This window comes from Streptomyces sp. DT190 (assembly GCF_049846985.1).
GTDB lineage: Bacteria > Actinomycetota > Actinomycetes > Streptomycetales > Streptomycetaceae > Streptomyces.
The window spans coordinates 241,252-268,149 of the sequence record NZ_JBNCNM010000009.1 but is presented as its reverse complement, the minus strand read 5'-3'; the positions used below and the strand labels follow the sequence as shown (position 1 = coordinate 268,149).

30 protein-coding genes and 1 tRNA gene are annotated in these 26,898 nt (G+C 72.4%); 18 read left to right on the top strand and 13 right to left on the bottom strand.

All coding sequences use genetic code 11. From position 1 onward, the window contains the following. Positions 1–76 precede the first annotated feature (76 nt). A complete protein-coding gene (locus ACPXCS_RS18735) occupies positions 77–1,978 on the top strand; it encodes an FAD/NAD(P)-binding protein (protein WP_425945206.1) in 1,902 nt (633 codons plus the stop codon). Positions 1,979–2,053: 75 nt separating this feature from the next. Beyond that, positions 2,054–2,506 carry a DoxX family protein gene (locus ACPXCS_RS18730; protein ID WP_425945205.1) on the top strand — a complete coding sequence of 151 codons (453 nt, stop codon included), beginning with the start codon at positions 2,054–2,056 and terminating at the stop codon, positions 2,504–2,506. Between the two features lie 249 nt (positions 2,507–2,755). On the opposite strand, the gene ACPXCS_RS18725 is transcribed toward ACPXCS_RS18730, so the two are convergent. Continuing rightward, complete coding sequence (locus tag ACPXCS_RS18725) at positions 2,756–3,217, bottom strand: superoxide dismutase family protein (RefSeq protein WP_425945204.1); 462 nt, start codon at positions 3,215–3,217, stop codon at positions 2,756–2,758. 9 nt (positions 3,218–3,226) lie between these two features. Between ACPXCS_RS18725 and ACPXCS_RS18720 the strand changes: the two genes are divergently transcribed. The 3 genes from ACPXCS_RS18720 (at position 3,227) to ACPXCS_RS18710 (ending at position 5,643) form a co-directional block, all read left to right on the top strand. Next, positions 3,227–3,373 (top strand): hypothetical protein, encoded by a 147-nt coding sequence (locus tag ACPXCS_RS18720; RefSeq protein WP_425945203.1) that lies wholly within the window; start codon positions 3,227–3,229, stop codon positions 3,371–3,373. Positions 3,374–3,627: 254 nt separating this feature from the next. Then, positions 3,628–4,224 (top strand): DedA family protein, encoded by a 597-nt coding sequence (locus ACPXCS_RS18715; protein WP_425945202.1) that lies wholly within the window; start codon positions 3,628–3,630, stop codon positions 4,222–4,224. Between the two features lie 138 nt (positions 4,225–4,362). Further along, positions 4,363–5,643, top strand: coding sequence for a phosphatase PAP2 family protein (locus tag ACPXCS_RS18710; RefSeq protein WP_425945391.1), 1,281 nt, complete (start codon positions 4,363–4,365; stop codon positions 5,641–5,643). A gap of 25 nt (positions 5,644–5,668) precedes the next feature. Here ACPXCS_RS18710 and ACPXCS_RS18705 read toward each other — a convergent pair whose 3' ends face one another. After that, positions 5,669–5,902, bottom strand: coding sequence for a DUF2277 domain-containing protein (locus ACPXCS_RS18705; RefSeq protein ID WP_094057260.1), 234 nt, complete (start codon positions 5,900–5,902; stop codon positions 5,669–5,671). 219 nt (positions 5,903–6,121) lie between these two features. Here ACPXCS_RS18705 and ACPXCS_RS18700 point away from each other — a divergent pair, with 219 nt between their 5' ends. From ACPXCS_RS18700 to ACPXCS_RS18690, 3 genes are all read left to right on the top strand, one after another. Continuing rightward, positions 6,122–7,009: a ketopantoate reductase family protein gene (locus ACPXCS_RS18700; RefSeq protein ID WP_425945390.1), complete on the top strand. Its 888-nt coding sequence runs from the start codon at positions 6,122–6,124 to the stop codon at positions 7,007–7,009. Positions 7,010–7,060: 51 nt separating this feature from the next. Beyond that, a complete protein-coding gene (locus ACPXCS_RS18695; RefSeq protein WP_425945201.1) occupies positions 7,061–7,411 on the top strand; it encodes a hypothetical protein in 351 nt (116 codons plus the stop codon). A gap of 222 nt (positions 7,412–7,633) precedes the next feature. Then, a complete protein-coding gene (locus ACPXCS_RS18690) occupies positions 7,634–8,296 on the top strand; it encodes an HAD family hydrolase (RefSeq protein WP_425945200.1) in 663 nt (220 codons plus the stop codon). Here the strand turns inward: ACPXCS_RS18690 and ACPXCS_RS18685 are convergent. Beyond that, the gene (locus tag ACPXCS_RS18685; protein WP_425945198.1) at positions 8,277–9,485 is read right to left on the bottom strand and encodes a helix-turn-helix domain-containing protein; all 1,209 of its coding nucleotides are present in this window, start codon (positions 9,483–9,485) and stop codon (positions 8,277–8,279) included. The two genes, ACPXCS_RS18690 and ACPXCS_RS18685, sit on opposite strands and share 20 nt — an antisense overlap. 190 nt (positions 9,486–9,675) lie before the next feature. Here ACPXCS_RS18685 and ACPXCS_RS18680 point away from each other — a divergent pair, with 190 nt between their 5' ends. From ACPXCS_RS18680 to tgmC, 5 genes are all read left to right on the top strand, one after another. Then, on the top strand, positions 9,676–10,041 hold the full coding sequence (locus tag ACPXCS_RS18680; protein ID WP_425945197.1) for a hypothetical protein: 366 nt from the start codon (positions 9,676–9,678) through the stop codon (positions 10,039–10,041). Continuing rightward, a complete protein-coding gene (locus ACPXCS_RS18675; RefSeq protein WP_425945196.1) occupies positions 10,038–10,232 on the top strand; it encodes a hypothetical protein in 195 nt (64 codons plus the stop codon). Before ACPXCS_RS18680 ends, ACPXCS_RS18675 begins: the two co-directional genes overlap by 4 nt. A 110-nt stretch (positions 10,233–10,342) precedes the next feature. Beyond that, positions 10,343–10,633 (top strand): putative ATP-grasp-modified RiPP, encoded by a 291-nt coding sequence (gene tgmA / locus ACPXCS_RS18670; RefSeq protein ID WP_425945195.1) that lies wholly within the window; start codon positions 10,343–10,345, stop codon positions 10,631–10,633. Continuing rightward, positions 10,630–11,574: an ATP-grasp ribosomal peptide maturase gene (gene tgmB / locus ACPXCS_RS18665; RefSeq protein WP_425945194.1), complete on the top strand. Its 945-nt coding sequence runs from the start codon at positions 10,630–10,632 to the stop codon at positions 11,572–11,574. The genes tgmA and tgmB overlap by 4 nt, the downstream gene beginning before the upstream one ends. Next, on the top strand, positions 11,571–12,689 hold the full coding sequence (tgmC, locus tag ACPXCS_RS18660) for an ATP-grasp peptide maturase system methyltransferase (protein WP_425945193.1): 1,119 nt from the start codon (positions 11,571–11,573) through the stop codon (positions 12,687–12,689). Before tgmB ends, tgmC begins: the two co-directional genes overlap by 4 nt. Before the next feature lie 93 nt (positions 12,690–12,782). Here the strand turns inward: tgmC and ACPXCS_RS18655 are convergent. After that, positions 12,783–12,854: transfer RNA gene (locus ACPXCS_RS18655), tRNA-Val, on the bottom strand. 198 nt (positions 12,855–13,052) lie between these two features. Between ACPXCS_RS18655 and ACPXCS_RS18650 the strand changes: the two genes are divergently transcribed. From ACPXCS_RS18650 to ACPXCS_RS18635, 4 genes are all read left to right on the top strand, one after another. Beyond that, on the top strand, positions 13,053–13,904 hold the full coding sequence (locus tag ACPXCS_RS18650) for a DUF4097 family beta strand repeat-containing protein (RefSeq protein ID WP_425945192.1): 852 nt from the start codon (positions 13,053–13,055) through the stop codon (positions 13,902–13,904). Between the two features lie 74 nt (positions 13,905–13,978). After that, the gene (locus ACPXCS_RS18645) at positions 13,979–15,382 is read left to right on the top strand and encodes a hypothetical protein (protein ID WP_425945191.1); all 1,404 of its coding nucleotides are present in this window, start codon (positions 13,979–13,981) and stop codon (positions 15,380–15,382) included. A gap of 22 nt (positions 15,383–15,404) precedes the next feature. Further along, positions 15,405–15,626 (top strand): FmdB family zinc ribbon protein, encoded by a 222-nt coding sequence (locus ACPXCS_RS18640; protein WP_425945190.1) that lies wholly within the window; start codon positions 15,405–15,407, stop codon positions 15,624–15,626. A 46-nt stretch (positions 15,627–15,672) separates the two neighbouring features. Beyond that, positions 15,673–16,446 carry a DedA family protein gene (locus tag ACPXCS_RS18635; protein ID WP_425945189.1) on the top strand — a complete coding sequence of 258 codons (774 nt, stop codon included), beginning with the start codon at positions 15,673–15,675 and terminating at the stop codon, positions 16,444–16,446. On the opposite strand, the gene ACPXCS_RS18630 is transcribed toward ACPXCS_RS18635, so the two are convergent. The 3 genes from ACPXCS_RS18630 to ACPXCS_RS18620 are packed head-to-tail and all read right to left on the bottom strand — an operon-like array spanning position 16,376 to position 20,989. Next, positions 16,376–17,185: an HAD family hydrolase gene (locus tag ACPXCS_RS18630; protein ID WP_425945188.1), complete on the bottom strand. Its 810-nt coding sequence runs from the start codon at positions 17,183–17,185 to the stop codon at positions 16,376–16,378. The two genes, ACPXCS_RS18635 and ACPXCS_RS18630, sit on opposite strands and share 71 nt — an antisense overlap. Continuing rightward, entirely contained in the window at positions 17,185–19,779 is a 2,595-nt protein-coding gene (locus ACPXCS_RS18625) for a phosphoribosyltransferase (RefSeq protein ID WP_425945187.1), read from the bottom strand. The genes ACPXCS_RS18630 and ACPXCS_RS18625 overlap by 1 nt, the downstream gene beginning before the upstream one ends. A gap of 43 nt (positions 19,780–19,822) precedes the next feature. Continuing rightward, positions 19,823–20,989, bottom strand: coding sequence for an HpcH/HpaI aldolase/citrate lyase family protein (locus tag ACPXCS_RS18620; protein ID WP_425945186.1), 1,167 nt, complete (start codon positions 20,987–20,989; stop codon positions 19,823–19,825). A gap of 230 nt (positions 20,990–21,219) precedes the next feature. On the opposite strand from ACPXCS_RS18620, the gene ACPXCS_RS18615 reads away from it, so the two are divergent. After that, entirely contained in the window at positions 21,220–22,161 is a 942-nt protein-coding gene (locus ACPXCS_RS18615) for a TerD family protein (protein WP_425945185.1), read from the top strand. A 48-nt stretch (positions 22,162–22,209) separates the two neighbouring features. Here ACPXCS_RS18615 and ACPXCS_RS18610 read toward each other — a convergent pair whose 3' ends face one another. From ACPXCS_RS18610 to ACPXCS_RS18585, 6 genes are all read right to left on the bottom strand, one after another. Then, positions 22,210–22,944: a TerD family protein gene (locus tag ACPXCS_RS18610; RefSeq protein ID WP_425945184.1), complete on the bottom strand. Its 735-nt coding sequence runs from the start codon at positions 22,942–22,944 to the stop codon at positions 22,210–22,212. Between the two features lie 130 nt (positions 22,945–23,074). Further along, positions 23,075–24,220, bottom strand: coding sequence for a DUF475 domain-containing protein (locus tag ACPXCS_RS18605; RefSeq protein ID WP_425945183.1), 1,146 nt, complete (start codon positions 24,218–24,220; stop codon positions 23,075–23,077). 152 nt (positions 24,221–24,372) lie between these two features. Further along, positions 24,373–24,948: a TerD family protein gene (locus tag ACPXCS_RS18600; RefSeq protein WP_425945182.1), complete on the bottom strand. Its 576-nt coding sequence runs from the start codon at positions 24,946–24,948 to the stop codon at positions 24,373–24,375. Between the two features lie 119 nt (positions 24,949–25,067). After that, a complete protein-coding gene (locus ACPXCS_RS18595; protein ID WP_425945181.1) occupies positions 25,068–25,643 on the bottom strand; it encodes a calcium homeostasis/redox stress adaptation protein in 576 nt (191 codons plus the stop codon). Between the two features lie 148 nt (positions 25,644–25,791). Further along, positions 25,792–26,250, bottom strand: a complete 459-nt coding sequence (locus ACPXCS_RS18590; protein WP_425945180.1) for a peroxiredoxin — start codon at positions 26,248–26,250, stop codon at positions 25,792–25,794. A 127-nt stretch (positions 26,251–26,377) separates the two neighbouring features. Further along, a complete protein-coding gene (locus ACPXCS_RS18585; protein ID WP_010048512.1) occupies positions 26,378–26,815 on the bottom strand; it encodes a DUF3052 domain-containing protein in 438 nt (145 codons plus the stop codon). Positions 26,816–26,898 lie beyond the last annotated feature (83 nt).

The following is a 26,898-nucleotide window of genomic DNA, read 5'->3' as shown; positions in this document are numbered from 1 at the left end:
GGCAGAGGCATCCGTACCGGCCGGGGGTCCCCCTCCGGCCCGGCAGCGCGTTCCGGCGCGGGCGACCGGGGCGGCGGTGCCCGCTCCGCCCGCGTCCGGGCCGCTCTCCGTCGCCGTCGTCGGGGCCGGGCCCCGCGGCACCAGCGTCCTGGAACGCCTGTGCGCCTCCGCCCCGGAACTCCTCCCGCCCGGTGCCCGGCTGACGGTCCATGTGATCGACCCGGACCCGCCCGGCCCCGGCCGCGTCTGGCGCACCGCCCAGTCGCCCGAGCTGCTGATGAACACCGTGGCCTGCCAGGTCACCCTGTTCACCGACGACAGCGTGGACTGCGCGGGCCCGATCCGGCCCGGCCCGAGCCTGCACGCGTGGGCGGACGGCGCCCTGGGCCCGGACGAGTACCCGGCCCGGGCCGACTACGGCCGCTACCTGGAATGGGTGTTCGCCGAGGTCGTGCGGCTGGCGCCGGCCGCCGTCCGCGTCGAGACGCACCGGGCCCGCGCGATCCGCCTCGACGACGCCCCCGACGGCCGTCAGACCCTGGTCCTCGACGACGGCCGGACCCTGACCGGTCTGTCCGCGGTCGTCCTGGCCCAGGGCCATCTGCCGACGACCGCCGACCCGGACCGGGTGCGGCTCGCGGCCCACGCCGCCCGCCACGGGCTGCGCCACGTCCCGCCCGCGAACCCGGCCGACATCGACCTGTCCGGCATCCTGCCGGGCGAGCCCGTCCTGCTGCGCGGCCTCGGCCTCAACTTCTTCGACCACACGGCCCTGCTGACCACCGGCCGCGGCGGCCGTTTCGTACGGGACGGCCGGGGCCTGCGCTACCTCCCCTCCGGACGGGAGCCGCGGCTGTACGCCGGTTCACGGCGCGGTGTGCCGTACCAGGCGCGCGGCGACAACGCCAAGGGCCCCTACGGCCGGCACCTGCCGCTCGTCCTCACCCCCGAGGTGATCGCGGGCTTCCGCAAGCGGGCCGACTCCGGGGAGGCGCCCGACTTCCTGGCGGAGATATGGCCGCTGGTGGCCAAGGAGGTGGAGACGGTCTACTACCGCACCCTGCTGCGCAGGGCGGGCGGGCCCGAGCGGGAGTTCGCCGACCGCTTCCTCGCCGTCGCGCACGGAGACCCCCAAGAGACGGCGCTGCTGGACGAGTTCGGCGTGGCGGAGCCCGACCGGTGGTCCTGGGAGCGGATCTCCCGGCCGTACGCCGGGCGGGACTTCGCCCGTCCCGGGGCCTGGCGCGCGTGGCTGCTGTCGTATCTGCGCGAGGACGCCGCGCAGGCCGCCCTGGGCAATGTGCACGGCCCGTCGAAGGCGGCCCTCGACGTGCTGCGCGACCTGCGCAACGAACTCCGGCTGGTGGTCGACCACGGCGGACTCGCCGGTGCCTCCCGCCGGGACCACCTCGATCGCTGGTACACCCCGCTCAACGCCTTCCTGTCCATCGGCCCGCCCAGGCGCCGCATCGAGGAACTCACCGCCCTGATCGAGGCAGGGGTGGTGGAGGTGCTCGGACCGCGGCTGACCGTGGCGGAGGAGGCCGGGGCCTGGACGGCGCACTCGCCGGACGTACCCGGTTCGGCCGTCTCTGTGACGACCCTCATAGAGGCCCGGCTGCCGGAACCCGACCTGCGCCGCACGGCCGACGCGCTTCTCGCGGAGTTGCTCCGGACGGGGCAGTGCCGCCCGCACACCGTCGACGGTTACGAAACAGGGGGGTTGGACGTGACGCCCCGCCCTTACCATCTGATAGATCGTCACAATACGCCGCACGCGCGGAGGTTCGCTCTCGGGGTGCCGACGGAGGGCGTGCACTGGGTGACGGCGGCGGGCGCCCGGCCCGGGGTGGATTCGGTCACACTTTCGGACGCGGACGCGGTGGCGAGAGCGGCCCTACGTGCGGCGGGGACCGACAGCGGACCGCAACAGGAGATGAAGCAGTGGCCAAATGTTGAACTTGCAAGCATCTGTTAGGCGGACCTAACGTGAGGTGATCGGTTCTGTCCCCCGACCGGCCTCCCCGGGCCGGCCGACCGAAGGAGACCCCACGTGACCGCTCGCCTCAACGGCGCCCAGCCCTATGCGCTCGCGCTGTTCCGGATCGTCATCGGCCTGCTGTTCGCCTGCCACGGCGCCGTCGCGCTCTTCGGCGTCCTCGGTGGCGCGGACGGCAAGGGCGGCACGGCGGCCGCCGGCGCCTGGCCGAACTGGTACGCCGCCGTCATCGAGCTCGTCGGCGGCACCCTGGTGCTGCTGGGCCTCGGCACCCGGGTCGCGGCGTTCATCTCCTCCGGCGCGATGGCCTACGCGTACTTCAAGGTCCACCAGCCGGAGGCGCTGTGGCCGATCCAGAACAACGGCGAGGGCGCGGCCATGTACTGCTGGGCCATGTTCCTGCTGATCTTCACCGGCTCCGGCGCGTTCGGCCTGGACCGGCTGCTGAGGCGGAGCGCCGCCGAGCGGGGGCCGCGGACGGCGGACCAGGCGCCCGTGGCCGTCTGACCCGCCTGACCCGCCCCGGTGCCCGCCGGACGGAGAGCGGCGTCTTCCCGTACGCGGGGAGGCGCCGTCGTACGTCCCGGGGTCCCTTCCGGCACCCTTCCGCCGCTCGCTCCTGCGCCCTTCCGGCGCCCTTTCCGCCCGGCCCCGCCGCTCCACCGGTGGCCCCAGCCGCCCGCTCCGCCGGTCCCCGCTGCCCACTCCACCGCTCCCCGCCCCACCGGTCCCGGCTACCCGCCCCACCAGGCCCCGCTACCCGCTCCCGGCCACCCAGCCGAAGGGCACCGTGAAGCAGGCCAGCCGCGCTCCCGCGCCCCCCGGCACGTCATGGAGCACCACCGACGACGCCTCGCCCCGCCTGAAGCCCCACGCGTGCCGGGCGCTCGCCGTGCCCGTGCCGTGCCGGTCGGCCGTGAAGTCCAGCCAGACCTCGTTGTGCGGACCGACGTGGTGCGCTTCGCCCGAGGGCCGGTGCTGGTAGTGCCCGCCCGCGGCCTCCGGGTCGGCGCCGCAGGGCTTGCGGTGCACATGGACCCCGTAGGCGTGCCCGGGCCTCATCCCGGTCACCCGCAGCCGGACGGTCGTGGCGCCGTCCCGTGCCGTGCGCTGGCCGACCTCGATCCACGCGCCCACGGGCACGAGGTCACGGTCGTACGTGAGCGCCAACGGCGGTCCGGCGGGGCCGGGCGGGGCGAACCGGGCGTCCGTCCGCATCGTGTACCCGTGCGGACCGCCGTCTCCGCCCGCTCCACCCCCTCCGCCCGCTCCACCCGCTCCACCCGCTCCGCCCGCTCCACCCGCGAACAGGGCGGTGGCGGCGAGGGCGCCCGCGCATATCCCAGCCAGCATCGTGTCCACCGTTCCTCGTGACGTGCGGGCCCTCGGGGCTCGCCTCCTCTCCGTTGCTACGGGACGCCCGCACCCGCCGCTCCCAGGGCGCGGCAGCCGGGTGACGAGGGGACGACCCGGGACGAGGTGAACACTCCGTACCGAACGTACGAGCCCCCCGTGAACCACCCGTCACACCCCCGCGTACGCTGTATGGCTGTCATCGGCCACCCCCTGCCGCTCCCCCCGCGTCACCGCGGCACGGTCTGGCCCACGGGGGAAAACGGGGAGTCGCGGTGCTGGAGCAGGTGGGGTCGCTGATCGGCAGCCCATGGATCTATGCGGTGGTCACCCTCTCCGTCCTGCTGGACGTGTTCCTGCCGGTGCTGCCCAGCGGCATCCTGGTGATCACGGCGGCCACGGCGGCGGCAGCGGGCACGGCGACCGACGTGCCCGACGTCCTCGTACTGACGCTGTGCGCGGCCACCGCCTCCGTCCTCGGTGACCTGGTCGCCTACCGGCTCGCCTGGCGGGGCGGCGCCCGGCTGGACCGGGCGATCTCGCGTTCCCGGCGGCTGACCACCGCGCAGGAACGTCTCGGCGCCGCCCTAGCGCGGGGCGGCGGCGCGCTCGTCGTGCTCGCCCGGTTCGCGCCCGCCGGCCGCTCGGTCGTCTCCCTGGGCGCGGGTGCCGCGCACCGCCGCGCCCGCGACTTCCTCCCCTGGTCCGCCCTGGCCGGCCTGACCTGGGCCTGCTACAGCGTCGCCCTCGGCTGGTTCGGCGCGCACTGGCTGGGCGCGAGCTGGCTGGGGACGGCGGTGTCGGTCGGGGCGCTGTTCGGGGCCGGGGCGGGGGCGGCGTACCTGATGCGGCGCGAGCCCCGGACGTCGTAGCGCGGCTCGGACTCCTCACCACGATCGAACCAAGACCTGGAAGCGGCTGGGACATTGACGACAACGGCGTCGCGGGAAGCCTCGGAGAGCACGGGCACGGAACAGGGAGCGCGCACCGCGCCACAGCGCCGGCGCGCGGTGCTGTGGGCGACGGCGGGCGTGATCACGCTGGGCTTCCTCGTCGCGCTCCAGATCGTCGCGCACCACCTGGGGATACCCGGGCCGATCAGCCAGCAGGCGCGCGAGGTGATCCACGCCCCCAAGTCCGGTTTCCTGCTGTACGCCAGCATGGCGCTGACCATGGTGGTGCTGACCTGGCGGCAGCGGCTGATCGCCCTCGCGGCGGCGATCGGCATCGACCTGGTCTTCCTGGCGGTGCGGTGGGCGACCGGCGCCGGCCTTCCGGAGGACGGCCACCCCTTCGGCAACGGCGCGCTGTGGGTCGTCCTGGGCCTGGCCGTCCTCGCCCTCACCCGCCGCACCGGACCGGATCGCGTCCTGCTGCTGAAGGGCGTCGGGCTCGGCCTGCTGCTGGTGACGGGCCGCAAGACCGGTGACACCTGGCTGCTGATCACGTCGCAGACCCTCCCGGTCACGCTCGACCCGTACATCGCCATGGCCGACCACGCCCTGGGCAACCCGTCGTGGCTGGCGGGCCGGCTGCTGGAGGCCGGCGGCCCGGTCGCGGAGCACACCCTCGACTACGTGTACGCCCAGCTCGCGGTCGCGGCGGTCGTCGTCGCGCTGCACCAGCTGCGCAACGTGGCCGCGGAGCGGCGCTTCCCGCGCCACCACCTGGTGCGCACCTTCCTGGTGATCGGTCTCGTCGGACCGGCCGTCTACATGGTCTATCCCGTGGTGGGCCCGATGTTCGCCTACGGCCCCGACGGCGGGACCTGGGCGGCGGCCGACCTGTGGCCGCACACGCTGCCGCCGATCAGCACGCCCTACCACCTGCCCTTCGACGAGATCACCCCGCGCAACTGCATGCCGAGCCTGCACACGGCGTGGGCGACCGCGATCTTCATCCACACCCGCAGGGGGCCGCGCGGTCTGCGGATCGCGGGCACGTTCTGGTTGGTCGCGACCCTCGCGGCGACGCTGGGGTTCGGCTGGCACTACGGCGTGGACCTCGTCGCCGGGGTGGTGTTCGCGTACACGATCGAGACCGGGCTGCGCACGTTCGACCGCGGCGGGGACCGGGCGGGGCTCCTGCTGGTCGGCTACGGCACGGTCGTCTTCGTCGCGCTGCTGGCGGCGTACCGCTTCGCTCCGCTGGAGATGGCGCGCCACCCGTGGCTCGCCGGGCCGCTCGTGCTGCTGGTGATGGCCTCGGTGGTCCTAGGCCACCGGCGCCTGACGAGGCTGTGGGAGGGCGCGACCGTCCCGGCCCCGCGGGCGGAGCCGCAGCCGGCGTGAGGCGTCGCGGCGTCCGGGCCGGCCGTCAGCCCGCCCGGCGACCGGCCCCGGCCCCCCGGACCTCCAGCCCGTCGAGCAGTTCGGCCGTGGCCTGCGCCACGGCCTCCACGGCGCGGTCGAACACCTCCTGGTTGTGAGCGGCGGGGGCCCGGAAACCCGAGACCTTCCGCACGTACTGCAACGCGGCGGCGCGAATGTCCGCCTCCGTGGCCTCTTCGGGCAGGACGGGCGGACGCAGCGTCTTGATACTCCGGCACATGCCCCCAGTCTCACTCTTTCCTCACCTCCGCGACAGCGATTCCTGCCATGATCGCGTCCAGGCGGCCACCGTCCCGGGGCCGACCGACGAGAGGAACCAGCGGTGACGCACCCCGAGCCGAACTCCGTACCGAACTCCGCGCCGAACGTCGCGCCGACCCCTGACACCGGCACCGCGGCGCCGTCCGCGGCGCGCCCGTCGCCGGCCGGCGGACTCACCGTGGCCGTGCTGGGCCCCGGCGGCGTGGGCGGTCTGCTCGCCGCCCTGCTCTCCCGCGCGGGCCACCGCGTGATCTGCCTGTCCGGCGAGGAGACGGCCGCGACCCTGCGCACCGACGGCATCCGGGTCCGCAGCGCCCGGTTCGGCGACTTCACGGCCCGCGTCGAGGCCGACACCGAGCTGCGCGAACCGGTCGACGCCTGTCTGGTGACCGTCAAGCACACCGCTCTGGACGCGGCCCTGCGGCGCGTACCCGCCGCCGCGCCGGGCGACGGCCTCCTCGTGCCGTTCCTGAACGGCGTCGAACACCCGGCACTGCTGCGCGACCGGTACCGCCCGGACCGGGTCGCCCCCGCCGTCATCCGCGTCGAGTCCACCCGGGTCGCCCCGGGCGTCATCGCGCACACCAGCCCCTTCGCGGAGATCGACCTGACCGGTACGGACGTGCCGCGCGCCCGTCTCGACGCCCTCGCCGCAACCCTGGGCGCCGCGGGTCCCGACACCCGCGTCAAGGAGGACGAGACGGCGACCCTGTGGGCGAAGATGTCGTTCCTGGCCCCCTTCGCCCTGCTGACCACCCGCCACGGCCTGCCCATCGGCGACCTCGGCACCCGGCACGGCGACGAACTGACCGCCCTGGTCGCGGAGACGGCCGCGATCAGCGGCGCGTGCGGCGGCCCGTCGGACCCGGCCCGGACCCTCGCCCGCTACGAGGCGTTCCCGCCCGCGATGAAGTCGTCGATGCAGCGCGACGCGGAGGCGGGCCGGCCGCTCGAACTGGACGCCATCGGGGGCGCGTTGCTCCGTGCGGCCGAGCGCCACGGGATCCCGGCGCCGGTGACGCGGCGGATCGTCGACGAGCTCCGGCTGGTACACCCGTTCGCATGAACCACGGGAAGGAACTCGCTCCCCTAATTCGAACAGGCGTATTATTGGGGCGTGGCTACGACCTATGACTTTCCGAGTGACCTCCTCGCCGGTCAGGAGGAACTCCATCAGGTCCGGGCCGAGCTGTCGGCCCTTCTGAAGCGCCTGCCCTGGTCGGTGGAGCCGCTGGACGGCTTCAGCGACGACAACGGCTGGCGCAAGGTGGAACGCCCCGCCTCCCCGGGCTGGACCGCCGACGAACAGGCCGAGGTGGAGAAACTCCGGCGACGCGAACACGAACTCGCGGTGTTCGTCAGCACGCACCGCTACTGGTCCGAACTCACCGGCCCCGACCGGGTGACGGCCCGCTCGGCACTGAAACACGCCCACGAGCCCTCACCGGAGCAGCCGGACCCGAAGTAGCCCCGGGCCTGGCGGGCGGGACACGCACGAACCGCGCGTTGCCGGGCCGTTTGGCGGAACCGCGGCGTCACGTACACCTGCACCCCTGACGGAGGCGGCTCGCCCGCTCCACTCGCGGCGCCTTGGACCCCGATCGCCGTCCATGCCCGTGAACCCTTGCCCTGCCCTCTCCTGCCTTCGGGCGGGAGGGGGCCTTTCCTCGTGTCCGGATACTCTGCCCCCATGATTCGCGCTGTGATCTTCGACGTCGGCGAGTGCCTCGTGGACGAGACTCGGGAGTACGGCACCTGGGCGGACTGGCTCGGCGTCCCTCGCCACACCTTCGCCGCCCTGTTCGGCGCCGTCATCGCCCAGGGACGCGACTACCGCGACACCTTCCAGGAGTTCCGGCCCGGTTTCGACTTGTACGCCGAGCGGGAGCTCCGCGCGGAGGCCGGGCAACCCGAGCACTTCGGTGAGGAGGACCTGTACCCGGACGTGCGCGACGCCCTCGCTGCCCTCCGTGCGGACGGTCTGTGGCTGGGCATCGCCGGGAATCAGACCGTCAGGGCGGGCAAGATCCTGCGGGAGCTGTTCGCCCCGGACGTCGACCTCATCGGTACCAGCGACGACTGGGGCGCCAGCAAGCCGGACCGCGCGTTCTTCGACCGCGTCGCCGAGGTGGTCCCGGCCGAGCCCGGCGAGATGCTGTACGTCGGCGACCGCGTCGACAATGACATCGCCCCCGCGCGCCGGGCCGGGATGCACACCGCGCTGGTGCACCGCGGGCCGTGGGCGACGATTCAGTGGCGCAGCGAGCCGGCGCAGAAGCTGCCGACGTTCCGCGTCGAGTCGCTGCTGGAGCTGTCCCCGCAGATCAAGTCGTTCAACGAGCGAGAGCGCTGACGGTCGTCGACCAGCCGTAGAGGCGGTCGTCCAGCTCTCGCACACACCGTTCGTGCTGGTGTGGCGTCAACGCTCGTCGCACCTCCCGCACCCGGTCCATGCCCATCGCGTACCAGGTGCGCTCCAGCTGGTCGAGTGCCCGCAGCGCGTACCCGCACGCCGCCTCGGGATCGCCGGCCGTGGCCTCGACGGCGGCCAGGTCGCCGAGGACCACCGTGCTCTGCTTCTCCTCGGCCGGGTCGAGGGCTTCCAGGACACCGAGGAGTGTCTCGCGGGCCTGCGGGAGGTGTCCCGCTTTCAGCTGGGTGTTGCCCTTGAAGGCGGCCAGCCTGACCGGAGAGAACCAGTCCAGCCACGCCGGGGAGGTGTGCTCGCCGCCCTCCGCGAGGACGTCCTCGGCGTGCCCGATCAGATGCAGCGCGGTCCTGGTGTTGCCGCAGCGGGTCTCGCACTCGGCCTCCACCGCGTCGAGCCAGGCGAGCAGCTCGGCGGAGGCCGGGCCTCGCCGGGCGTACGTCCGCGCGGCCACCATCCGCTCGGCGGCTGCCTCGCGGTCCCCGTCCCACGCCGGAGCGAACGCCATGTGCGCGAGGACCGCCGCGCCGAGCAGGCTGTCGTCGGCCTCGCCTGCGGCCTGGAGTGCGCGGAGCAGGGTGTGCTGCGCCCGGTCGGCCTCGCGCATGTCGAAGAACTCGATCCGCCCGGCGAGCAGCCACGTCTCGGCGAGGGCCGCGGCGATCCGATGCCGGGTACGGCCGGCCGCTTCGGAGAGCAGCGCGCAGCCGAGGGTGGCGTGTGCGATCGCCGCCGGGTGCAGGGTGGCGGGAGCGACGGACCAGTACAGACGCCGGTGCGCGCGGGTGACTGCCTCGTAGTCGTCTGCGGCGGTGACGGGCTGCACGGCGACGGCGTGGGTGGGGACAGCTGCGAGCCCTACGGTCGCGGCTGTGGCCGCGAGGACCGTGCGGCGGGCGGGGGCGGCTTCGGCCAGGGTGGCGAATCCGAGCGACTTGAGGTCTTGCCCGAGAAGCCGGGTAAGGGCCTGGGCCACTTCGGGCTGCGGCACGGGAGGCTGGTCGGACTCCCACCGCCGGACCTGCCGGACCCCGACCTGGAGCGCGTCCGCGAGGGCCTGCTGAGAGTGGTAACCGGCCGCAAGCCGGGCCGCCTTGAGCCGGGTGTTGGCCACTGGTGCACCTCCATCGACATGTACTTCCGCAAGTGTTGCGGGAAGTCCTCCAACTGACCAGCCGTCACCCCTTCGGCGGAGTAGAAGCCCTCTTTCCGCCGGACAAGAGACCTCTCGAAGTCCTTGGACTGTGACGGAAGGAGGGCCACTCTGTACGCACCTGATCACCTCTGGTGCCAAGGAGCCCACCATGCCGACGACCACGCCGTTACCGGACAGCCTCTCGATGGACGCCATCCGCGTCCCTCGGCAGCTTGGTCTCGCTGCGATGAGCATCCTGGGCACCCGCGCGGGCGCCGTCGTGGACGACCCGGTCCGGGCCTCGCTGTACTTCTTTGTGCCCACCGGCACCGCCACCGGCTGGACGGTGGAGAACACTGAGGCGTTTCCTGGCGGGGCCGCTGCACCCATCCCGCCCGCGCGGCGCACCTCGGGCCCAGGCCCGCACTGGCGGATGTGCCCCGGCGAAGGCGACTGGCTGACCGACCCGGCCGCACTCACCGCGGCTCTGGCCGACGCCTTCGGGCCGAGGCTCGGCAGCAACACCATGCCATGACCCCCACTCCGCCGCCCGCGACCCAGCTGACGTATCGCCAGTACCAGGGCTGGGCGTGCTGCTGGTGCGGCGCCTCGCTGAACAAGGGCGGCATCAGCGCGGGCATCTCCCGCGGTGCGATCGGCGCCCACAAGCTCGACGTCGAGGTGTACGCCTGCGCCCCCTGCTGCCCCAAGCGACCCCGCCAGTAGCCGCGGTACGGGTTCGGCCAGCACATACTCCCGCCCCGGCCCCCAACCCTGGACGGGTCGAGCGCCGGCGCGGGCCACCCACGCTCCACCACACCGACACAAGGAGAGGCATGTTCGTTCGCTCTGACCGTCTGCCCACGAGCCCGGCACTCCCGCAGGGCCTCGTCACCGCCCGCCCGTGGGGGCTGCGCCGCATGACGCCCTACCCCACCATGGCCCCCGCGTACGCCCGCGCGGCCCTGGACCCGGCAACGCAGACCGCAGTGTTCTACGACGACGCCGACCAGCTGCTGGAGATGGGCAAGCACGGCACCAGCACGGGCACCAACCCGGCGACGGGCACCAGCCCCGACGGCCAGGGCGGCGGGGACACCGACACCGGAAACGACACCGACCAGTGAGCGAGTCACCGGTGTTGGTCGTCACCAGCCTGCACGACCCCACCGCCGACGTGGTGATCCGCGAGCTGCACGACCGGGCCGTCCCGGTTGTGCGGCTCGACTCCGGAGACTTCCCCGCAACACTGTCGGTCGAGGCCGAAATCGACGAGCGCGGCCTGCACGGTTGCCTCATCACGCCGTCCCGGACCGCCGATCTGGCGGACGTCCGCTCTCTCTACTACCGCCGGCCGACCGGCTTCGCCTTCCCGCACCTCGGCGAGCAGGACGCCCGGTTCGCCGTCACGCAGGCCCGGTACGGATTGGGTGGGGTTCTGGCGTCCCTGCCCGGCTGCCTGTACGTCAACCACCCGCACCGCATCGGGGACGCCGAGTTCAAACCGGCCGGCCTCGCCACGGCGGTCGAGGCCGGGTTTGCGGTGCCGCCCACCCTCATCACGTCCAGCCCCGATGCCGCCCGGCAGTTCATCAAGGCGTATGGGCCCGTGATTCACAAGCCGCTGTCGAATCCCGTCTACCTGGTGGACGGCGTCTCCTCCGTGGTGGAGGTCTCCGAGGTCTCCGAGGCGAACATCGACGACACGGTCGCCGGCACGGCCCACCTGTTCCAGCGACGCGTCCGCAAGAGCGCCGACGTGCGGGTGACCGTCATCGGCGACCAGGTGTTCTGCGTCCGCATCGACTCCGACCTCCTCGACTGGCGCACCGACTACAGCCGGCTGACGTACGCCCCCGTCGAGGCACCGCCCGGCATCCGCGGGGCGCTCCATCGCTACATGGACCGGTTCCGGCTCGTCTTCGGCGCTTTCGACTTCGCCGTCGGCGAGGACGGCCGATGGTGGTTCCTGGAGTGCAACCCCTCCGGCCAGTGGCACTGGCTGGAGACCGAGACCGGCCTGCCCATGACCGCCGCCCTGGCCGACCTCCTGGAGAGGACATCGTGACCGAAGAAGCCCACCTCCACCGGCTGCTCCTCGATCGGATGACGTCCACCGGCGGCCTGCGCACCGAGCCGTGGAAGCGGGCCGCCGCGGCCGTCCCCCGCCACGAGTTCCTGCGCGGCGGCTTCTTCCGCCGCGCACACTGCTCGGACTGCACCGCCTGGCAGCCCGTGCGGCGAGGAGAACCCGGCTGGCTGGAGGGCTGCTACACCGACGAGTCGCTGGTGACCCAGATCGCCGGCACAATCGTGCCCGAGGACATCCGCGGCCGGATCGCGCGGGAGCCGACCAGTTCCAGCACCCTGCCGTCCCTCGTACTGCGCATGCTGGAGGACCTCCAGGTCGAGGACGGGCACCGGGTGCTGGAGATCGGGACCGGCACCGGCTACTCGACCGCCCTGCTCTGCGCGCGCCTCGGCGAGGACAACGTCACCTCCGTCGAGTTCGACCCGGACGTGGCCGCCCGGGCCCGGGCGGCCCTCGGCCGCCTCGGCACGTTCCCCACGCTCGTGACCGGTGACGGCCTCCTCGGCCACGGCGCGGGCGCACCCTACGACCGGGTGATCGCCACGTGCGGCGTGCGCACCGTGCCGCCCCAGTGGGTCGAGCAGACCCGGCCGGGCGGTCTGATCCTGGCGACCATCGGCGGCTGGCTCGGCTCCTCGGAGCTCGCCCGCCTCACGGTCCGGGAGGACGGTACGGCGTCCGGGCCCCTGCTGGGCGGCGGCGTGTCGTTCATGCTCGCCCGCCCGCATCTGCCACCACCGCTCGGGCTGCTCCCCGACCTTGGGGACGGCAAGGAACGCGAGACCGCCGTCGGCACAGAGGTGCTGGGCAACTGGGCGTCCGGGTTCGTCGTGCAGCTCGCCGTGCCGGGCGCCCAGCGGCTCACGCTGGAGAGGGACGGGGGGACCGAGGAGGTCCTCCTCGACGTCGAGACCGGTTCGTGGGCCGCGGTGTTCCAGGACGACGGACGGTGGCTCGTCCGGCAGGGCGGCCCTGAGCCGCTGTGGGACGCCGTGGAGGAACAGTTCAGCCGCTGGAACGAGGCCGGCGCCCCGGCGCTGGAGCAACTCACCGTCACCGTGACGCCGGACGGGCAGCGCATCCACTGGTGAACCCGACCCTCCGTGCGGAGCCGCACCCCGTGCCATCGCAGAAGGCCTCCCCGGAAGAACCCAGGGAGGCCTCTGACCTGCTGTTCGGCGCGGTGGGCGCGGACGGTTTCGAACCGCCGACATCCTGCTTGTAAGGCAGGCGCTCTACCCCTGAGCTACGCACCCGGCTCCCGGGCACGCGCCCAGGACGAGTCGACAGCCTACATTGCCCCGGGCCCGGTCCCGCAAACCCGTATCGCCCGCCCCGCCGGGGGTTAACCCCACCCCTGATCCGGGAGCCGCCCGGATCCCCCGGCGGGGCCCGGATCCCTACGGTCGTAGAGCGCCCGAGAGCGCCCGTCGTCCGTCCAGGGGGAGACCACCATGGCCCGCACCACCCGCACCACCCGCACCACCCGCACCACCCGCGCCCGCACGGCCGCCGCCTCCGGTGCCGTCGTCGTGCTCGTCGCCGGGCTCAGTGCCTGCGGAGCCTCCGCCGGGGACGACAAGGAACCCGACCGCCGGTCCTTCGCGCTCCAGGGCCGCACCCTCACCGTCGACTCCGACGACTCGGCCCTGGAGATCGTCGCCGCGGACGGCGACCCGGCGGGCCGCATCGAGGTGACCCGCTGGTTCCAGGGCTCGGTCGTCCTCGGCGAGGACCCCGACGTCACCTGGACCATGCGGGACGACCGGCTGGTCCTGCGGCTGAAGTGCTCCGGCTTCGTCGCCGACTGCTCGGCCAGGCACCGCATCGAGGTGCCCCGCGGCATCGCCGTGAACGTCCAGGACGGCGACGGCAGCGTCCGCGCCCGGGGCTTCAGCGACCCGCTGAACATCCGCACCGGCGACGGCTCCGTCCGGGTCACCGACACCACCGGCCCCCTGGAGGTGCGCACCGGCGACGGATCGATCCGTGTCTCCGACGCCACCGGCCCGCTGCGCATGCGCACCGGCGACGGTTCGATCCGGGCGGACGTCGCCTCCCGCGTGGTGAGCACTCACACCGGCGACGGCTCGGTCCGCCTCGAACTCGGCGCCGTGCCCGACCGGGTGGACTCCCGCAGCGGGGACGGCTCCGTGACCATCGCCCTGCCCCGCGCCACCTACCGCGTGACCACCGAGACGGGTGACGGCGGAGTCGACGTGTCCGTGCCCCGCGACGCGAGCAGCGCCCACGTGGTGTCCGCCCGCACCGGCGACGGCAAAGTGACGGTCCGAACGGCGAACTGACCGGCCCGTGTGTTCGTCCTCTACCGGTGGGAGAATGACACCGGGCAGGGTGGACCACAGCACGGGAGAGGGATGTGACGGCGACACCAGCGCAGCCGTACTCGCCGTCGGTGTCGCGCGCACGCCGTCCGCGCCACCGCCTCACCCGCGGACCCGGCCCGCTCCGCGACACGCTCGCCCTGGTCACCCTGCCGTTGCTGGCCGCGCTGGCGCTGCCCGCCGCCTTCGCCGGCGGCGGCACCCGCCGCTGGTTCGGCGGCCGTGCCGAGAACCAGCGGGCCGAGGCGCAGGCCGCCAAGGACGCCGCGGCGGCCGCGTTCTACGAGCTCGACACCGCCCAGCGCGACCTGCGCATTTCCATCGAGACGATCACCGCCGTCGACGACTCCCCCGCCGCCCGGCGGGCCGTGAGCGACTTCGACGCCCTCGGCCGGCGCATCGACGAGGCGAGCCACCGGTACATCGAGGCCGTCGACGCCCACGACCTCGACCGCGACGACCTGGAGGCCTCGGCGGCCACCCGCGCCCGCGGCGAGCTGACCGCGGCCAAGGAGGAGCTCGGCCGGGTCAAGCAGGAGCTGGACCGGTTCGCCGCCGGTCTGGGTCCCCTGCTCGGCAAGGCCGAGACCCAGCTGGCCCGCCTGGCGCCCGCGGTCGAGCGCGCCCGCCAGGCCCTGCTCGCCGCCTCCAACGCCCTGGACTCCGTCCGCGCCACCGGACTGAAGGCGGACGACCTCGCCGCCCGTCTCGCCGCCCTCTCCCCCGAGCTCACGAAGCTGAACCAGGGCGCCGGCCAGCACGGCGTACCGCAGACCCTGGAGCGTGCCGAGCGCGTCACCCGCGGGGCCGAGGCGGTCCGGGTCGAGGCCGAGCGGCTGCCGGAGCGGGCCGCCGAGATCGACCACCGGCTCGTCTCCCTGCGCACCCGCGCCCAGGCGCTCACCACCCGCACCGAGCAGGTCGACCCGATCCTCAGCGAGCTGCGCCGCCGCTTCACCGCCGCCTGCTGGCAGGACCTGCAGAAGGTCCCCGACACGGCCGCCGAGAACGTCCGCCGGGCCGAGACGAAGCTCGCCGAGGCCCGTGCCGCCCGCGACGAGCAGCGCTGGGCGGACGCGACCGCCCTGCTGTCGACCGTACGGGCCCTGCTGAACACCACCGACGAGGCCGTCTCGGCCGCGGGTGACCGCCTGCACCGCCTGAACGCCGTGCAGAAGGACCCCCAGCAGGAGATCGAGCGCACCCGCTTCGCCATCCGCGACGCCCAGCGCCTCGCCATGGCCGGCCGCAACACCCCCGACCCGCGCCACGCCCGCCCCCTGGACGACGCGGTGTCCCGCCTGGAACGCGCCGTCACCACGCTGGACGGCCGCCACCCCGACTACTGGCACTTCCTCACGGAGACGGAGGCGGTACGCCAGGACGTGGCGCACGTGGTCACCCTGATCCGTGAGGAACGGGGCGCGGCGGGCCACTGAGCGCGCCGGTTAACCTGTGCCCATGCCTCGCTACGAGTACCGCTGCCGTACCTGCGGCGACACGTTCGAACTCAGCCGCCCCATGGCCCAGTCCTCCGCTCCCGCGGCCTGCCCCTCGGGCCACGACGACACGGTGAAGCTCCTGTCCACCGTCGCGGTGGGCGGCTCGGCGTCCGCTTCCGCCCCGGCCCCGCGCGCGGGCGGCGGCGGGGGCGGCTGCTGCGGGGGCGGCTGCTGCGGCTGACGCCTTCCTCAGGATCCCTTCAGGTCCGGTTGCCTAGCGTGGCGGCATGACAGCCATCGCCGCGGACGCCGGACCGCAGTGGGTCAACGACCTCATGGACGCGCTGGGCGCGCCGGGTGCCGGTCTCGCCATCGCCCTGGAGAACCTGTTCCCGCCGCTGCCCAGCGAGGTGATCCTGCCCATGGCCGGCTTCGCCGCGAGCAGCGGGCGGATGAGCCTGCTCGCCGTCCTGCTGTGGACCACGGCCGGCTCGGTGATCGGCGCGCTGGCGCTGTACGGCGTCGGGGCGCTGCTCGGCCGGGACCGTACGGTGGCCGTCGCGCGCCGGCTCCCGCTGGTGAAGGTCTCCGACATCGAGAAGACCGAGGCGTGGTTCCTCAAGCACGGCACCAAGGCCGTGTTCTTCGGCCGCATGATCCCGATCTTCCGCAGTCTGATCTCCGTGCCGGCGGGAGTCGAACGGATGCGGCTGCCGGTGTTCCTGGGGCTGACCACCCTGGGCAGCGCGATCTGGAACACGGTGTTCGTGCTGGCGGGCTACTTCCTCGGCGCGAACTGGCACACGGTGTCGGACATCGTCTCCACCTACTCCAAGGTGGTCCTGGCTGTGGTGGCGCTGGCAGCGGTGGCCTTCGTCGCGGTACGGCTGCGACGGCGCCCCAAGGGGACGCGCCCCGAAGGGGCGCGGGGAACTGGGCGACGAGCCACCGCGCGGCCGCACCCGCACGACGACCAGGACACCCGCGTTCTCAGGCGCCCCGCACTGCCCCCAGAAACTCCCGCAGAATCCGCTCCCCGGCGAGGACGCCACGCTCGGTGAGCGCCCTGATCGCGGGGGCCGTGAAGTCCGTGTCGGCCAGCTCCCCGTGGCCCGGGCGCCAGCCCCGGTCCGCCGCGAGGAGCAGGTCGGCGTCGAGCAGCGAGTCCCCGGCGGCGAGGGTGAGCGAGGCGCCCGTCCTGCGGGCGACCTCGCGCATGGCCGCGCTCTTGGTGAGCGGCTTGGGCACGGCGTAGATCTTGCGGCCCTGGAGGGACACGGTCCAGCCGCGGTTCTCCGCCCACACGGCGAGTTCCTTCACCCAGTCCTCGCTCAGCAGTTCCCGTTCGACGACGAGGTAGGCGAAGAGGTCGTCGGCGACGCGGTGCTTGCGCACCCACACCGGGTCGGCGGCCCTGAGCAGGTGTTCCTGCACCTCGGCCAGGGGCGCGCACTGGTCGGCCAGCCGTGCGGTCACCTGCGCGTGCCAGTCGGGATCCGAGACACCGTCCACCATGAGGTGGCCGCCGTTCGCGCAGATCGCGTACGTGGGCGCGGGACCGGGCAGGCTGATGCGCTGGTACTGCTTGCGCGTCCGGGTCGTCGTCGGCACGAACACGGCCGCGTCGCCCAGTTCGGTCAGCAGACCCGCCGCCGTCTCGGTCATGTACGACAGCGGCTTGCTCTCGTGCACCTCCACGCACAGCAGCCGGGGTGCCCGCGCGTCCGGCATGGTCAGTGCCAGCGCGGCGGCGGAGTAGATCAGGGTGCGATCGAGGTCGCTCGCGACGAGGACGGGCATCACAGCGTCACCGCCTTGCCGTCGGCGCCGGTCGCGCCCCGGGTGTACTTGGGGTGGATCAGGCCGACGCAGGTGTAGGGCAGGTCGGCCACCTCCTCGACGGGCACCCCGCGTTGCTCGGCCAGCAGGCGGACGTGGTCCAGGTCGCTGCCCGCCCCGGCGCGTGCCAGGACCTTCCAGGGCACCCGGCGCAGCATCACCCGGGTGGTCTCGCCGACGCCGGGCTTGACGAGGTTGACGTCGTGGATGCCGTACTCCTCGCTGATGCGCTCCACCGCGGCCCAGCCCTCCCAGGTGGGCGAGCGGTCGGCGGCGAGCAGCTCCTTGGCCTGGGCGCAGGCGGCGTCCGCGACCTCGGGGAAGCGGGCGGAGACGGCGTCGAGGAAGGCCACCGAGACGTCGGTGGCGGCCAGTTCGCGGTAGAACTTCGCGCCGTGGAAGTCGTGGGGCCCGACCAGGTCCGCGCGCAGCACGGTCCGCGAGATCAGGCCGGAGACGGTCGAGTTGAGGCAGGCGGAGGGGATGAGGAAGTCCTCGCGGGTGCCGTAGGTGCGTACGCAGGAGCCGGGGTCGGCCAGGACCGCGATCTCCGGGTCGAAGCCGGTGATGCCGTCGGACTTCTCGAACTCCTCCAGCGCCTGGGCGAGTTCGCGGGTGATGGCGCCCTTGCCGGTCCAGCCGTCGACGAAGACGACGTCCCGGGGGTCGTGGTGCGCGGCGAGCCAGCGCAGCGCGTTGGCGTCGATGCCGCGGCCGCGCACGATCGACACGGCGTAGTGCGGCAGGTCCAGGCCGTGCCGGTGCCGGGCCCAGCGGCGCATGAGGATGCCGACGGGCGTGCCGGCCCGGGCCAGGGACACCAGGACCGGACGCGGGGACCGCTCGGCGAGGACCGTCTCGGTGACGACGCCGACGGCCCGGGCGATACGGGCCGCCGAGGTCTTGAGCGCGGCGTGGAACAGCTCCTGGTATTGCTCGCTCGGCTGGTACTCCACGGGCAGCGACTCGGCGTAGTGCGCGCCGCCGCTCTGGATCGACTCCTCGCGCTCCTCGGTCGGCGCCTCCAGGGTCACGTCCGAGAGGTCCTGGAGCAGCCAGCCGACCTCCTCGGGCGCATACGAGGAGAAGGCGGGGCCGCGGAGGGGCTCGGGCAGCATGGAGGGCCTTTCGGGGGCGTGCGGGGTCTCGGGGACGTACGACGGCACGACGGCGAGGACGACCCGCGGGGTGTGCGCGGCGAGCCCGGCGAGCAGCCCGTCGGGGGCATGCAGCGCCGGGGTGTCCGCGACGGAGTCGACGACGGCCACGACGGCGTCGAAACCGGCACCGGCGACGTTGTAGGCGTACCGCTCGCCGGGTCCGTCGGCGGGGTCGTCGTGGGCCGGGAAGGCCAGGCGGGTGCGTATCGCGTAGCCGGGGTCGTCCACGGCGAGGACGGGCGAGCGCGTGGTGGTCGAGTAGCGGACCTCGGCGTCCGTGGTCCGCTCCAGGGCCTCGGCGAGCCGCAGCGGGGCGTACATGAGCTCCTCGAAGCCCAGGACGAGTACGCGCCGGGCGCCGGCGGGCAGGGCCCCGGCGATCCGGGCGGCCATGCCGGGCAGGGCTGCTTCCAGGCGTTCCCGGTGGGCGGGGGTGAACCCGTGCCGGCCGCCGTCCGGCAGGCCGGGGGGCCAGTGCAGGTCGACGCGGGTGGCGTGGGGGCCGGTGCCGTCGTGGTCCGGGTGCGGGTCGGTGGGGGCTGGTCGCGCAGTTCCCCGCACACCTGAAAGGGGCGTGTCGGCGACGCCCTCAAGAGGCGCGGGGAACCGCCCGAGCGACCACGACGGCGCCGCACCCCCACCGGCACCGCGCGACTCGTACCGCGCCACCAGCTCCTGCCCCTTCTCCAGCACCCCCTCCGGCAGCCGCACAGTCCCCGAAGCCGCTGCCACGAGATCCACCCGTGCGCCGATCTCACGGGCGAAGTCCTCCAGCCGGCCCGCATCGGCGGCGGACCGCATGTCCACCAGCGCCACCACGACGTACCTCCGCCGCGGATACCGCGCATGAAGATCGCGCACGGTGTTCAGCACCGTGTTCCCGGTGGAGAACTCGTCGTCGACCAGGACCAGCGGCCCGTCGCCCGCGAGCAGCGCGGGGTCCTCGGGCAGCAGCAGGTGCGAGGTCGCGTGCGAGTGGGACTCCTCGAAGCCGCCGGCCGGGGCGACACCGTCGACCGGGCGGCGGGTGGAGTGCAGGTAGGGCGCGAGCGCGAGGCCGTCGGCGACGGAGTGGCCGAGGCCGGTCGCGGTCTCCGCGTAGCCCAGGACGACCGCGGCACGGGCCTCCTCGTCGCCCAGCAGCTCACGCACCCGGCGGCCGAGCGCGAGCCCGTGGCCGTGGACCACGGACGGCGCCTGCGGCACGTGCTTGCCCAGCACGTTCGACACCAGCAGGTGCGCCCGCTTGGGGTTCCGGCGCAGCGCCAGTCCCAGCAGGCCGGTCAGCCGCTCGTCACCGGCGAGCTCGACCCCGAGCCGCTCGGCGACCCAGCTGCCCGACCAGACACCGTCGCGCCCCTCGTGGTGCGGCCCCTCGTTCACTGCCTTCTCCATGGATTCCCTGCGTCGCGCTCAGCGGTGTACCGGACTCGAGGACTCAGCTCGGCAGGCCCGCCGCGAGCAGCTCCACGAAGCCGATGTCCTCGTTGGCCACGCCGAAAACCTCGGCGCGCAGCAGCGTCCGCTCCGCCCAGGCCCGGTGCGGCTTCACCTCGTTCATCTTGTTCGTGTACGCCGATCTCAGCACACCCCCGCCGCCGCGCTCGGGCCGCAGGATGTCCCGGGCGTCCGAGAACTCCTCGTGGCTGACGACCGACAGGGCGTGCACCGGCAGCACGTGGGAGGGGTGGATGCAGGTCTTGCCCAGCAGGCCGTTGGCCTGGTCCAGGGAGATCTCCCGCAAAAGCCCGTCCATGGCGTGCTCGATCAGCTGCGCGCGCAGCTCGGCGGCCTGTACCTCCAAGAAGGGGCTCTGCCGCAGCAGCGGCTTGAACATGCGCTCCTGGACCCGGAAGTACTCCCACACCGGCCCCGTCACGGTGAAGCCGGTGCCGTCGGCGCGGCCCAGCATGTTCACCACGTCGGCGATCACCGAGGCGACGATCTGCACGTCGTAGGCGGTCATGTCGGGGCCCCGGCGCAGCCCGTAGGACGAGCAGAAGTCCGTCACGCCCAGGCGCAGGGCGAGGACGCGGTCGCGGTACTTGTCGATCGCGCGGGAGATGCCCTCCAGGGTCTCCACGCGCGACTCGCGGTAGAGCAGCTCGGGGGACTCCAGCACCGGCATGGCGAAAAGACGACGTCCGCTTTCGGCCTCGGCCGTCGCCAGGGCCTCCAGGAACGGAATGCCGCGCTCCTCGGTGAACTTCGGCAGCACGAACCCGGACAGCAGGCGGACGGCGGGGCCGAGCCGCCGCACCAGGTCGGGTATCTGCCCGGGGGCGCGAACCCGGATGAACAGCAGCGGCAGATCCGCGTCCGGGAGACCGGCGAGCGCGGTGAACTGGCGGACGAGGTTCTCCTCGCCGGGGCCCACGTCCGCGTCGTCGATGGAGTCCTCCAGGCAGATCACCATCGACACCACGCCGCGCCCGGCCTGCTTGAGGACGTCGTCGGCGAGGCGGGGGCGGGTGGCCGGGCTGTAGAGCGTGGCGCCCAGGGCCGCCGCGAGCAGCCGGGCCGGGGAGTCGGCGGTGAACACGCACGGCTCCCGGTGGAAGAGACGCTTCCGCACCTCAGGGGCGATGTGCCCGAAATGACGCATGGAACTCCCCCGTGGTGGTTGCGCGACCTGCGAATCGACGAAAGCTGGCCGGTAATAGTACGTAGAAGTCCATGTCGGAGGTTCCCGTCAGGCATGAATTTCAGGTAACGCGGGCAATCACAGCCAGTACCCGGCCATGACGACGGTAGTCCCCGGCGGCCGTCCGCGCCGCTCGTGGCCCCCGGCACCCCGCGTTGTCGTGAGCAGGACCGAGAAGGCAGGATGACCGCATGACGCACGCGATGCTGAAGGGGTCGAACGTCCCGCTGGAAGCCACCACGGTGCGCGCCGTGCTGCGCTGGACACCCGGGCAGGGGGTTCCGGACGTCGACGCCTCCGCGCTGCTCCTCGGCCCCGACGGTCGTGTGCGCTCCGACGAGGACTTCGTCTTCTACAACCAGCCCCGGCACCCTTCCGGGAAGGTGTGGCGGCTCGGCAAGAAGCGGGCTGCCGAGGGCCTGACCGACACGATCCAGACGGAGCTCACCGGTGTCGAGCCGGAAGTGAGCCGGATCCTGCTGGTCGCGTCGGCGGACGGCGTGGCCTTCGACCGCGTGAGGGAACTGCGCATCCTGCTGTACGACGCGGCGGACGCCGGCACGGAGGCACTGGCCTACTTCGACGTCAAGCCGGAGACGGGCGAGGAGACCGCGCTGATCTGCGGCGAGCTGTACCGGCGCGGGGAGGGCTGGAAGTTCCGGGCGCTGGGCGAGGGCTACTCGAACGGGCTGAAGGGGCTAGCGACCGACTTCGGCATCTCCGTGGACGAGTCGGAGGCCGCGGCGTCGGCGGAGGCGGCGACCACCACCGTGCCCGCGCCTCCCACCACGGCCGGCTCCGCCCGGCCCGCGGCCACCGAGCCCGGCCCGCGGCAGCCCGCGTCCGCGTCGCAGTCCTCCGCAGAGGTGTCCCGGCCGCTGCCGCCGGAGCAGCCGACCGCGGTGCCCGCGCAGTCCGGGTACGGCTACCCGGCTCAGCAGCCTCCGGCGACGCAGCCGGCGTACGGCTACCCGCAGCCGGCGAGCCGGCCCGCCTACGGCTACCCGCAGGCACCGGCGACGGCGGGCGCGGCGGGCGCGCAGTCCGGCTACGGCTACCCGCAGCCGGTCACCGCGGCCCCCGACCCGGACTTCCGCCTGCCCCCGCAGGGCCCGCAGTTCATCGGCCGCTGAGCGCCCCGGCGCCGGGCCGTCCCGAAGGGCTCCGCCGGCCCCACGGGCTCAGCGGCCCACCTTGGACTTGTAGCCCCGCCCCCACTGCAGCCCCCACCCGTACAGCCGGTCCAGTTCCGCCTGGAAGCCGTAGACGAACCTGGCCTCGCGGCGGACGACGATCTCGTCCTTGACCTTCTCGATCATGACGACGGCGCAGGAGCGGGCCTGCGGCTGGCGCTCGTCGAGGTGGATCTCGATGCGCGGGCCGTTGCTGGGGTAGAGGGTGACGATGGCCTGGGCGCGGTCGAAGGCGGGCGTCTGGTCGTAGATGTAGACGAACACCAGGAGCCGCTTGATGCTGTCGCGGTGGTCGAGGTTGATGTACATCGTCTCGCCGGACCCCGAGCCGAAGCGGTCGTCGCCGCTGAGCTTGACGTACGGCGGGGCGTTGACGTCGCCGAAGTAGCCGCCGAGCGGCTGGACGACGCCCTTGGTGCCGTCCTGGAGCTCGTAGAGGCAGCCCAGGTCGAGGTCGACGTTGACCATGCTCTGGCTGTGGCCGATGACCTCCGGTGGTTTCAGCGCCCGGAAGGGGTGCCGCAGCAGGCTCTCGCGCTGGGAGCCGCCGATGTCGGAGGTGCGCATCCGCCAGCTGAGGTTCACGCGCAGATGGCCGGTGGCCGCGTCCTGCTTGGTGAGTGATATCTGTGCGCGCCGCTTGGTCAGCTCGATCGCGTTGGTCGACGCGTCACCCGAGTCGAACTGCACGGTGCCGCGCCTGAGTCCGTCGAACAGGCCCATTCCGCCCCCATGTTTTTTTGGGAGCCGCGGGTCACCGCCGTGCCCGCGGCCCTTGACGACCGACGGGGCGGCCGCCGAGGAGTCACCTCGGTGGCCGCCCCGTCGAGAGCGTTCCTCACCCGGAGGGGCGTCACACCCCGGACGAGACCTCAGTCTTGTCGTCCGAGCCGGCCTTTCCCTGGGCTGCCGCGATGGCGCGGTTGCGGCGCACCGAGGACCAGAAGGAGGCGCCGATCAGGACGACTCCGATGAGGCCGGTGATGATCTCGTTGATCTCGTACTGGATGGTGACCAGCAGGATCATGGCGAGGGCGCCGATGGCGTAGTGGGCGCCGTGCTCCAGGTAGACGTAGTCGTCGAGGGTGCCCTGGCGGACCAGGTAGACCGTGAGCGACCGCACGTACATGGCGCCGATGCCCAGGCCCAGGGCCATCAGCACGATGTCGTTGGTGATGGCGAAGGCGCCGATGACGCCGTCGAAGGAGAACGAGGCGTCCAGGACCTCCAGGTAGAGGAACATGAAGAACGCGGCCTTGCCGGCCAGCCTCACCGCCGACTTGGGCTTGCCCTCGCGCTCGGCCTGTTCCTCGGCCTCGTGCTCGCGCTCCTCCTCCTCTTCGAGTTTGTCCTCGAAGTAGCCGGAGAGCCCGCCGACGATCATGTACGTGATCAGACCGGCGATGCCGGAGAGCAGGACGGTCTCCGCCTTGTCGGCGTGGGTGCCGCCGTGCTGGTGGGCGTGGGCGCCGAAGGTGATCGAGGAGATCAGCAGGACGATCAGGGCGATGCAGACCGACAGCATGTCGACCTTGCCGAGCTTGGACAGCGGGCGCTCCAGCCAGCCCAGCCACTTGATGTCCCGGTCCTCGAAGATGAAGTCCAGGAAGATCATGAGCAGGAACATGCCACCGAAGGCCGCGATCGACGGGTGCGCGTCGGTCACCAGCTCCTGGTAGCGGTCCTTGTCGGTCAGCGCCAGGTCGACGGCCTCGATCGGCCCGAGCTGGGCACTGACGGCGACGATCACGACGGGGAAGACCAGCCGCATGCCGAAGACGGCGATCAGGATGCCGATGGTGAGGAAGATCTTCTGCCAGAAGGCATTCATCTTCTTCAGAATCCCGGCGTTGACCACCGCGTTGTCGAAGGACAGCGAGATCTCGAGGATGGACAGGATCGCTACGACACCGAACGCGGTCCACCCTCCGTAGAAGACCGCTGCGACCAGGCCGAGCGCGGTGACCGCGAACGACCACCCGAAGGTTTTCAGAACCACTGGCTACCCAATCGTGTGTCGGGGGTACCTCCCAGACGGAGTCTGGGGGAGGGTTTCCCCCACGCCGTACCCGGCTTTACGAACTTTTGAAGCCGAAGTCTAGTCGGGCCCCCTCCGTACCCCAGGGGACCCCGCGTTTTGCTCATATCGCGTTACGAGACGTTGACCCCGAAGTCCAGGGCGATCCCCCGCAGACCGGACGCGTACCCCTGGCCCACGGCCCTGAACTTCCACTCCCCCTGGTACCGGTAGACCTCTCCGAAGATCATCGCGGTCTCCGTGGAGGCGTCCTCGCTGAGGTCGTAACGGGCCAGTTCCTGGCCGTCTGCCTGGTTCACGACGCGGATGAACGCGTTGCTGACCTGGCCGAAGGTCTGGCCGCGCTCGTCGGCCATGTGGATCGAGACCGGAAAGACGATCTTGTCGCACTGGGCCGGCACCTTGGAGAGGTCGATCAGCAGCGACTCGTCGTCGCCGTCACCCTCGCCGGTGAGGTTGTCGCCCGTGTGCTCGACCGAACCGTCCGGGCTCTTGAGCTGGTTGTAGAAGACGAACCACTCGTCCCCGAGCACCCGGCCGCCGCTGCACACCAGCGCGCTGGCGTCCAGGTCGAACGGGGCTCCGGTGGTGGAGCGCGCGTCCCAGCCGAGCCCGATCATCACCTGAGTGAGGTTCGGTGCGGCCTTGGACAGGGAGACATTGCCCCCTTTGGCAAGCGTGACGCCCATCTGATGTCCCTCCCCGGGTGGTGTTACTGAGGTGGTCCTGCACGTCCGGCGCCGCACGTAAACCGTGCGGCGCCGGACAGAAGGACCCGGAGCCCCTTCGCCGGGGCCCGTCGAACGGCTCAGACGTTCACGCCGAAGTCCTGCGCGATGCCGCGCAGGCCCGAGGCGTAGCCCTGGCCGATGGCGCGGAACTTCCACTCCGCGCCGTGGCGGTAGAGCTCACCGAAGACCATGGCGGTCTCGGTGGAGGCGTCCTCCGACAGGTCGTAGCGCGCGATCTCGGCGCCGCCGGCCTGGTTGACGACACGGATGAACGCGTTGCGGACCTGCCCGAAGGACTGCTGGCGGGTCTCGGCGTCGTAGATGGAGACCGGGAAGACGATCTTCTCGACGTCGGCCGGGACGCCGGCCAGGTCGACCTTGATCTGCTCGTCGTCGCCCTCGCCCTCACCGGTGAGGTTGTCACCGGTGTGCTCGACGGAGCCCTCCGGGCTCTTGAGGTTGTTGAAGAAGATGAAATGCGCGTCGCTGGCGACCTTGCCGGAGCTGTTCAGCAGCAGCGCGCTGGCGTCCAGGTCGAAGTCGGTGCCGGTCGTGGTGCGGACGTCCCACCCCAGACCGATGATGACCGCGGTCAGGCCCGGCGCCTCCTTGGTCAGCGATACGTTGCCGCCCTTGCTGAGGCTGACTCCCACGAGTCCTCCATTGGTGTCCAGGGGCGGGATGCCCCGTTGTGCTCGGATGTCGGATCAACGAGTCGATCCTAGTGACGGGTTCCCGCCCCTCGCAGGCCCTGGAGCCGACATTTCAGCGGGTGTCGAGCGCGGAACGCCCGAGGTGGCGTCACAGGGAGTCGAGCGCCTTCACGTAGTCGTTCAGGTCGCGCGCGTCCGGCAGGCCGTTGACGACGGTCCACCGCACGACGCCCTCCTTGTCGATGACGAAGGTGCCGCGCACCGCGCAGCCCTTGTCCTCGTCGAAGACGCCGTAGGCGCGCGAGACGTTGCCGTGCGGCCAGAAGTCGGACAGCAGCGGGTACTCCAGGCCCTCCTGCTCGGCGAAGACGCGCAGGGTGTGGATGGAGTCGTTGGAGACGGCGAGCACCTGGGTGTCGCGGTCGGAGAACTGGGGCAGGTTGTCGCGCAGCTCGCACAGCTCGCCGGTGCACACGCCGGTGAAGGCGAAGGGGTAGAAGAGCAGCACCACGTTCCGCCGACCGCGGAAGCCGGACAGCCGCACGGTCCTGCCGTGGTTGTCCTTGAGCTCGAAGTCGGGTGCCTTCTCGCCGACCTGGATCGCCATCGTCGCGGTGTCCTTTCGTGGGGCGGTTCCGGTGGGACGTCCACCCTACGCAGGAACCCGCACACGCCTGCGGGCGGGCCGACGGCGTCGGCCCGCCCGGTCCGTGCGATGCGTACGTTCCGTACGGTTACCGCTTGGACTTGGCTGCTTTGGGTGTCGCCAGGCGGCTCCCGCTCCAGTCCTTGCCGACGCTGACGCTCTTGGACGCCGTCAGGCCGGCGGTCGTGGCGGCTTCCGAGATGTCACTCGGCTCCACGTACCCCGAACGGCCGGTCTTCGGCGTGAGGAGCAGGATCGCGCCGCCCTCTTCGATGTACGTGGTGGCATCGACCAGCGCATCCGTCAGGTCGCCGTCGTCGTCACGGAACCACAGCACAACGGCGTCGGCCACGTCGTCGTAGTCCTCGTCCACCAGGTCGCCCTCGACGATGCCCTCGATGGCCTCGCGGAGTTCCTGGTCCACGTCGTCGTCGTAGCCGATCTCCTGGACCACCTGCCCGGGCTGGAACCCCAGCCTGGCGGCAGGGTTCGTCCGCTCCTCCGCGTGGTCCGCGGTCGCGCTCACGGGTTGCCTCCTGATCATGTTTTGGGAATATCTCAGCCACGCGCGTGCGCGAAGCATTGGCCGTAGTCCACACGGGCGGGACC

Coding starts and splice junctions, on each gene's coding strand:
- ACPXCS_RS18725 (WP_425945204.1), bottom strand. CDS start 3,217: ATGCGGACGGACGCCCGGTTCGCCCCGCCCGGCCCCGCCGGACCGCCG.
- ACPXCS_RS18705 (WP_094057260.1), bottom strand. CDS start 5,902: ATGTGCCGGAGTATCAAGACGCTGCGTCCGCCCGTCCTGCCCGAAGAG.
- ACPXCS_RS18690 (WP_425945200.1), top strand. CDS start 7,634: ATGATTCGCGCTGTGATCTTCGACGTCGGCGAGTGCCTCGTGGACGAG.
- ACPXCS_RS18680 (WP_425945197.1), top strand. CDS start 9,676: ATGCCGACGACCACGCCGTTACCGGACAGCCTCTCGATGGACGCCATC.
- ACPXCS_RS18675 (WP_425945196.1), top strand. CDS start 10,038: ATGACCCCCACTCCGCCGCCCGCGACCCAGCTGACGTATCGCCAGTAC.
- tgmA (WP_425945195.1), top strand. CDS start 10,343: ATGTTCGTTCGCTCTGACCGTCTGCCCACGAGCCCGGCACTCCCGCAG.
- ACPXCS_RS18650 (WP_425945192.1), top strand. CDS start 13,053: ATGGCCCGCACCACCCGCACCACCCGCACCACCCGCACCACCCGCGCC.
- ACPXCS_RS18640 (WP_425945190.1), top strand. CDS start 15,405: ATGCCTCGCTACGAGTACCGCTGCCGTACCTGCGGCGACACGTTCGAA.
- ACPXCS_RS18635 (WP_425945189.1), top strand. CDS start 15,673: ATGACAGCCATCGCCGCGGACGCCGGACCGCAGTGGGTCAACGACCTC.
- ACPXCS_RS18630 (WP_425945188.1), bottom strand. CDS start 17,185: ATGCCCGTCCTCGTCGCGAGCGACCTCGATCGCACCCTGATCTACTCC.
- ACPXCS_RS18625 (WP_425945187.1), bottom strand. CDS start 19,779: ATGGAGAAGGCAGTGAACGAGGGGCCGCACCACGAGGGGCGCGACGGT.
- ACPXCS_RS18620 (WP_425945186.1), bottom strand. CDS start 20,989: ATGCGTCATTTCGGGCACATCGCCCCTGAGGTGCGGAAGCGTCTCTTC.
- ACPXCS_RS18615 (WP_425945185.1), top strand. CDS start 21,220: ATGACGCACGCGATGCTGAAGGGGTCGAACGTCCCGCTGGAAGCCACC.
- ACPXCS_RS18610 (WP_425945184.1), bottom strand. CDS start 22,944: ATGGGCCTGTTCGACGGACTCAGGCGCGGCACCGTGCAGTTCGACTCG.
- ACPXCS_RS18600 (WP_425945182.1), bottom strand. CDS start 24,948: ATGGGCGTCACGCTTGCCAAAGGGGGCAATGTCTCCCTGTCCAAGGCC.
- ACPXCS_RS18590 (WP_425945180.1), bottom strand. CDS start 26,250: ATGGCGATCCAGGTCGGCGAGAAGGCACCCGACTTCGAGCTCAAGGAC.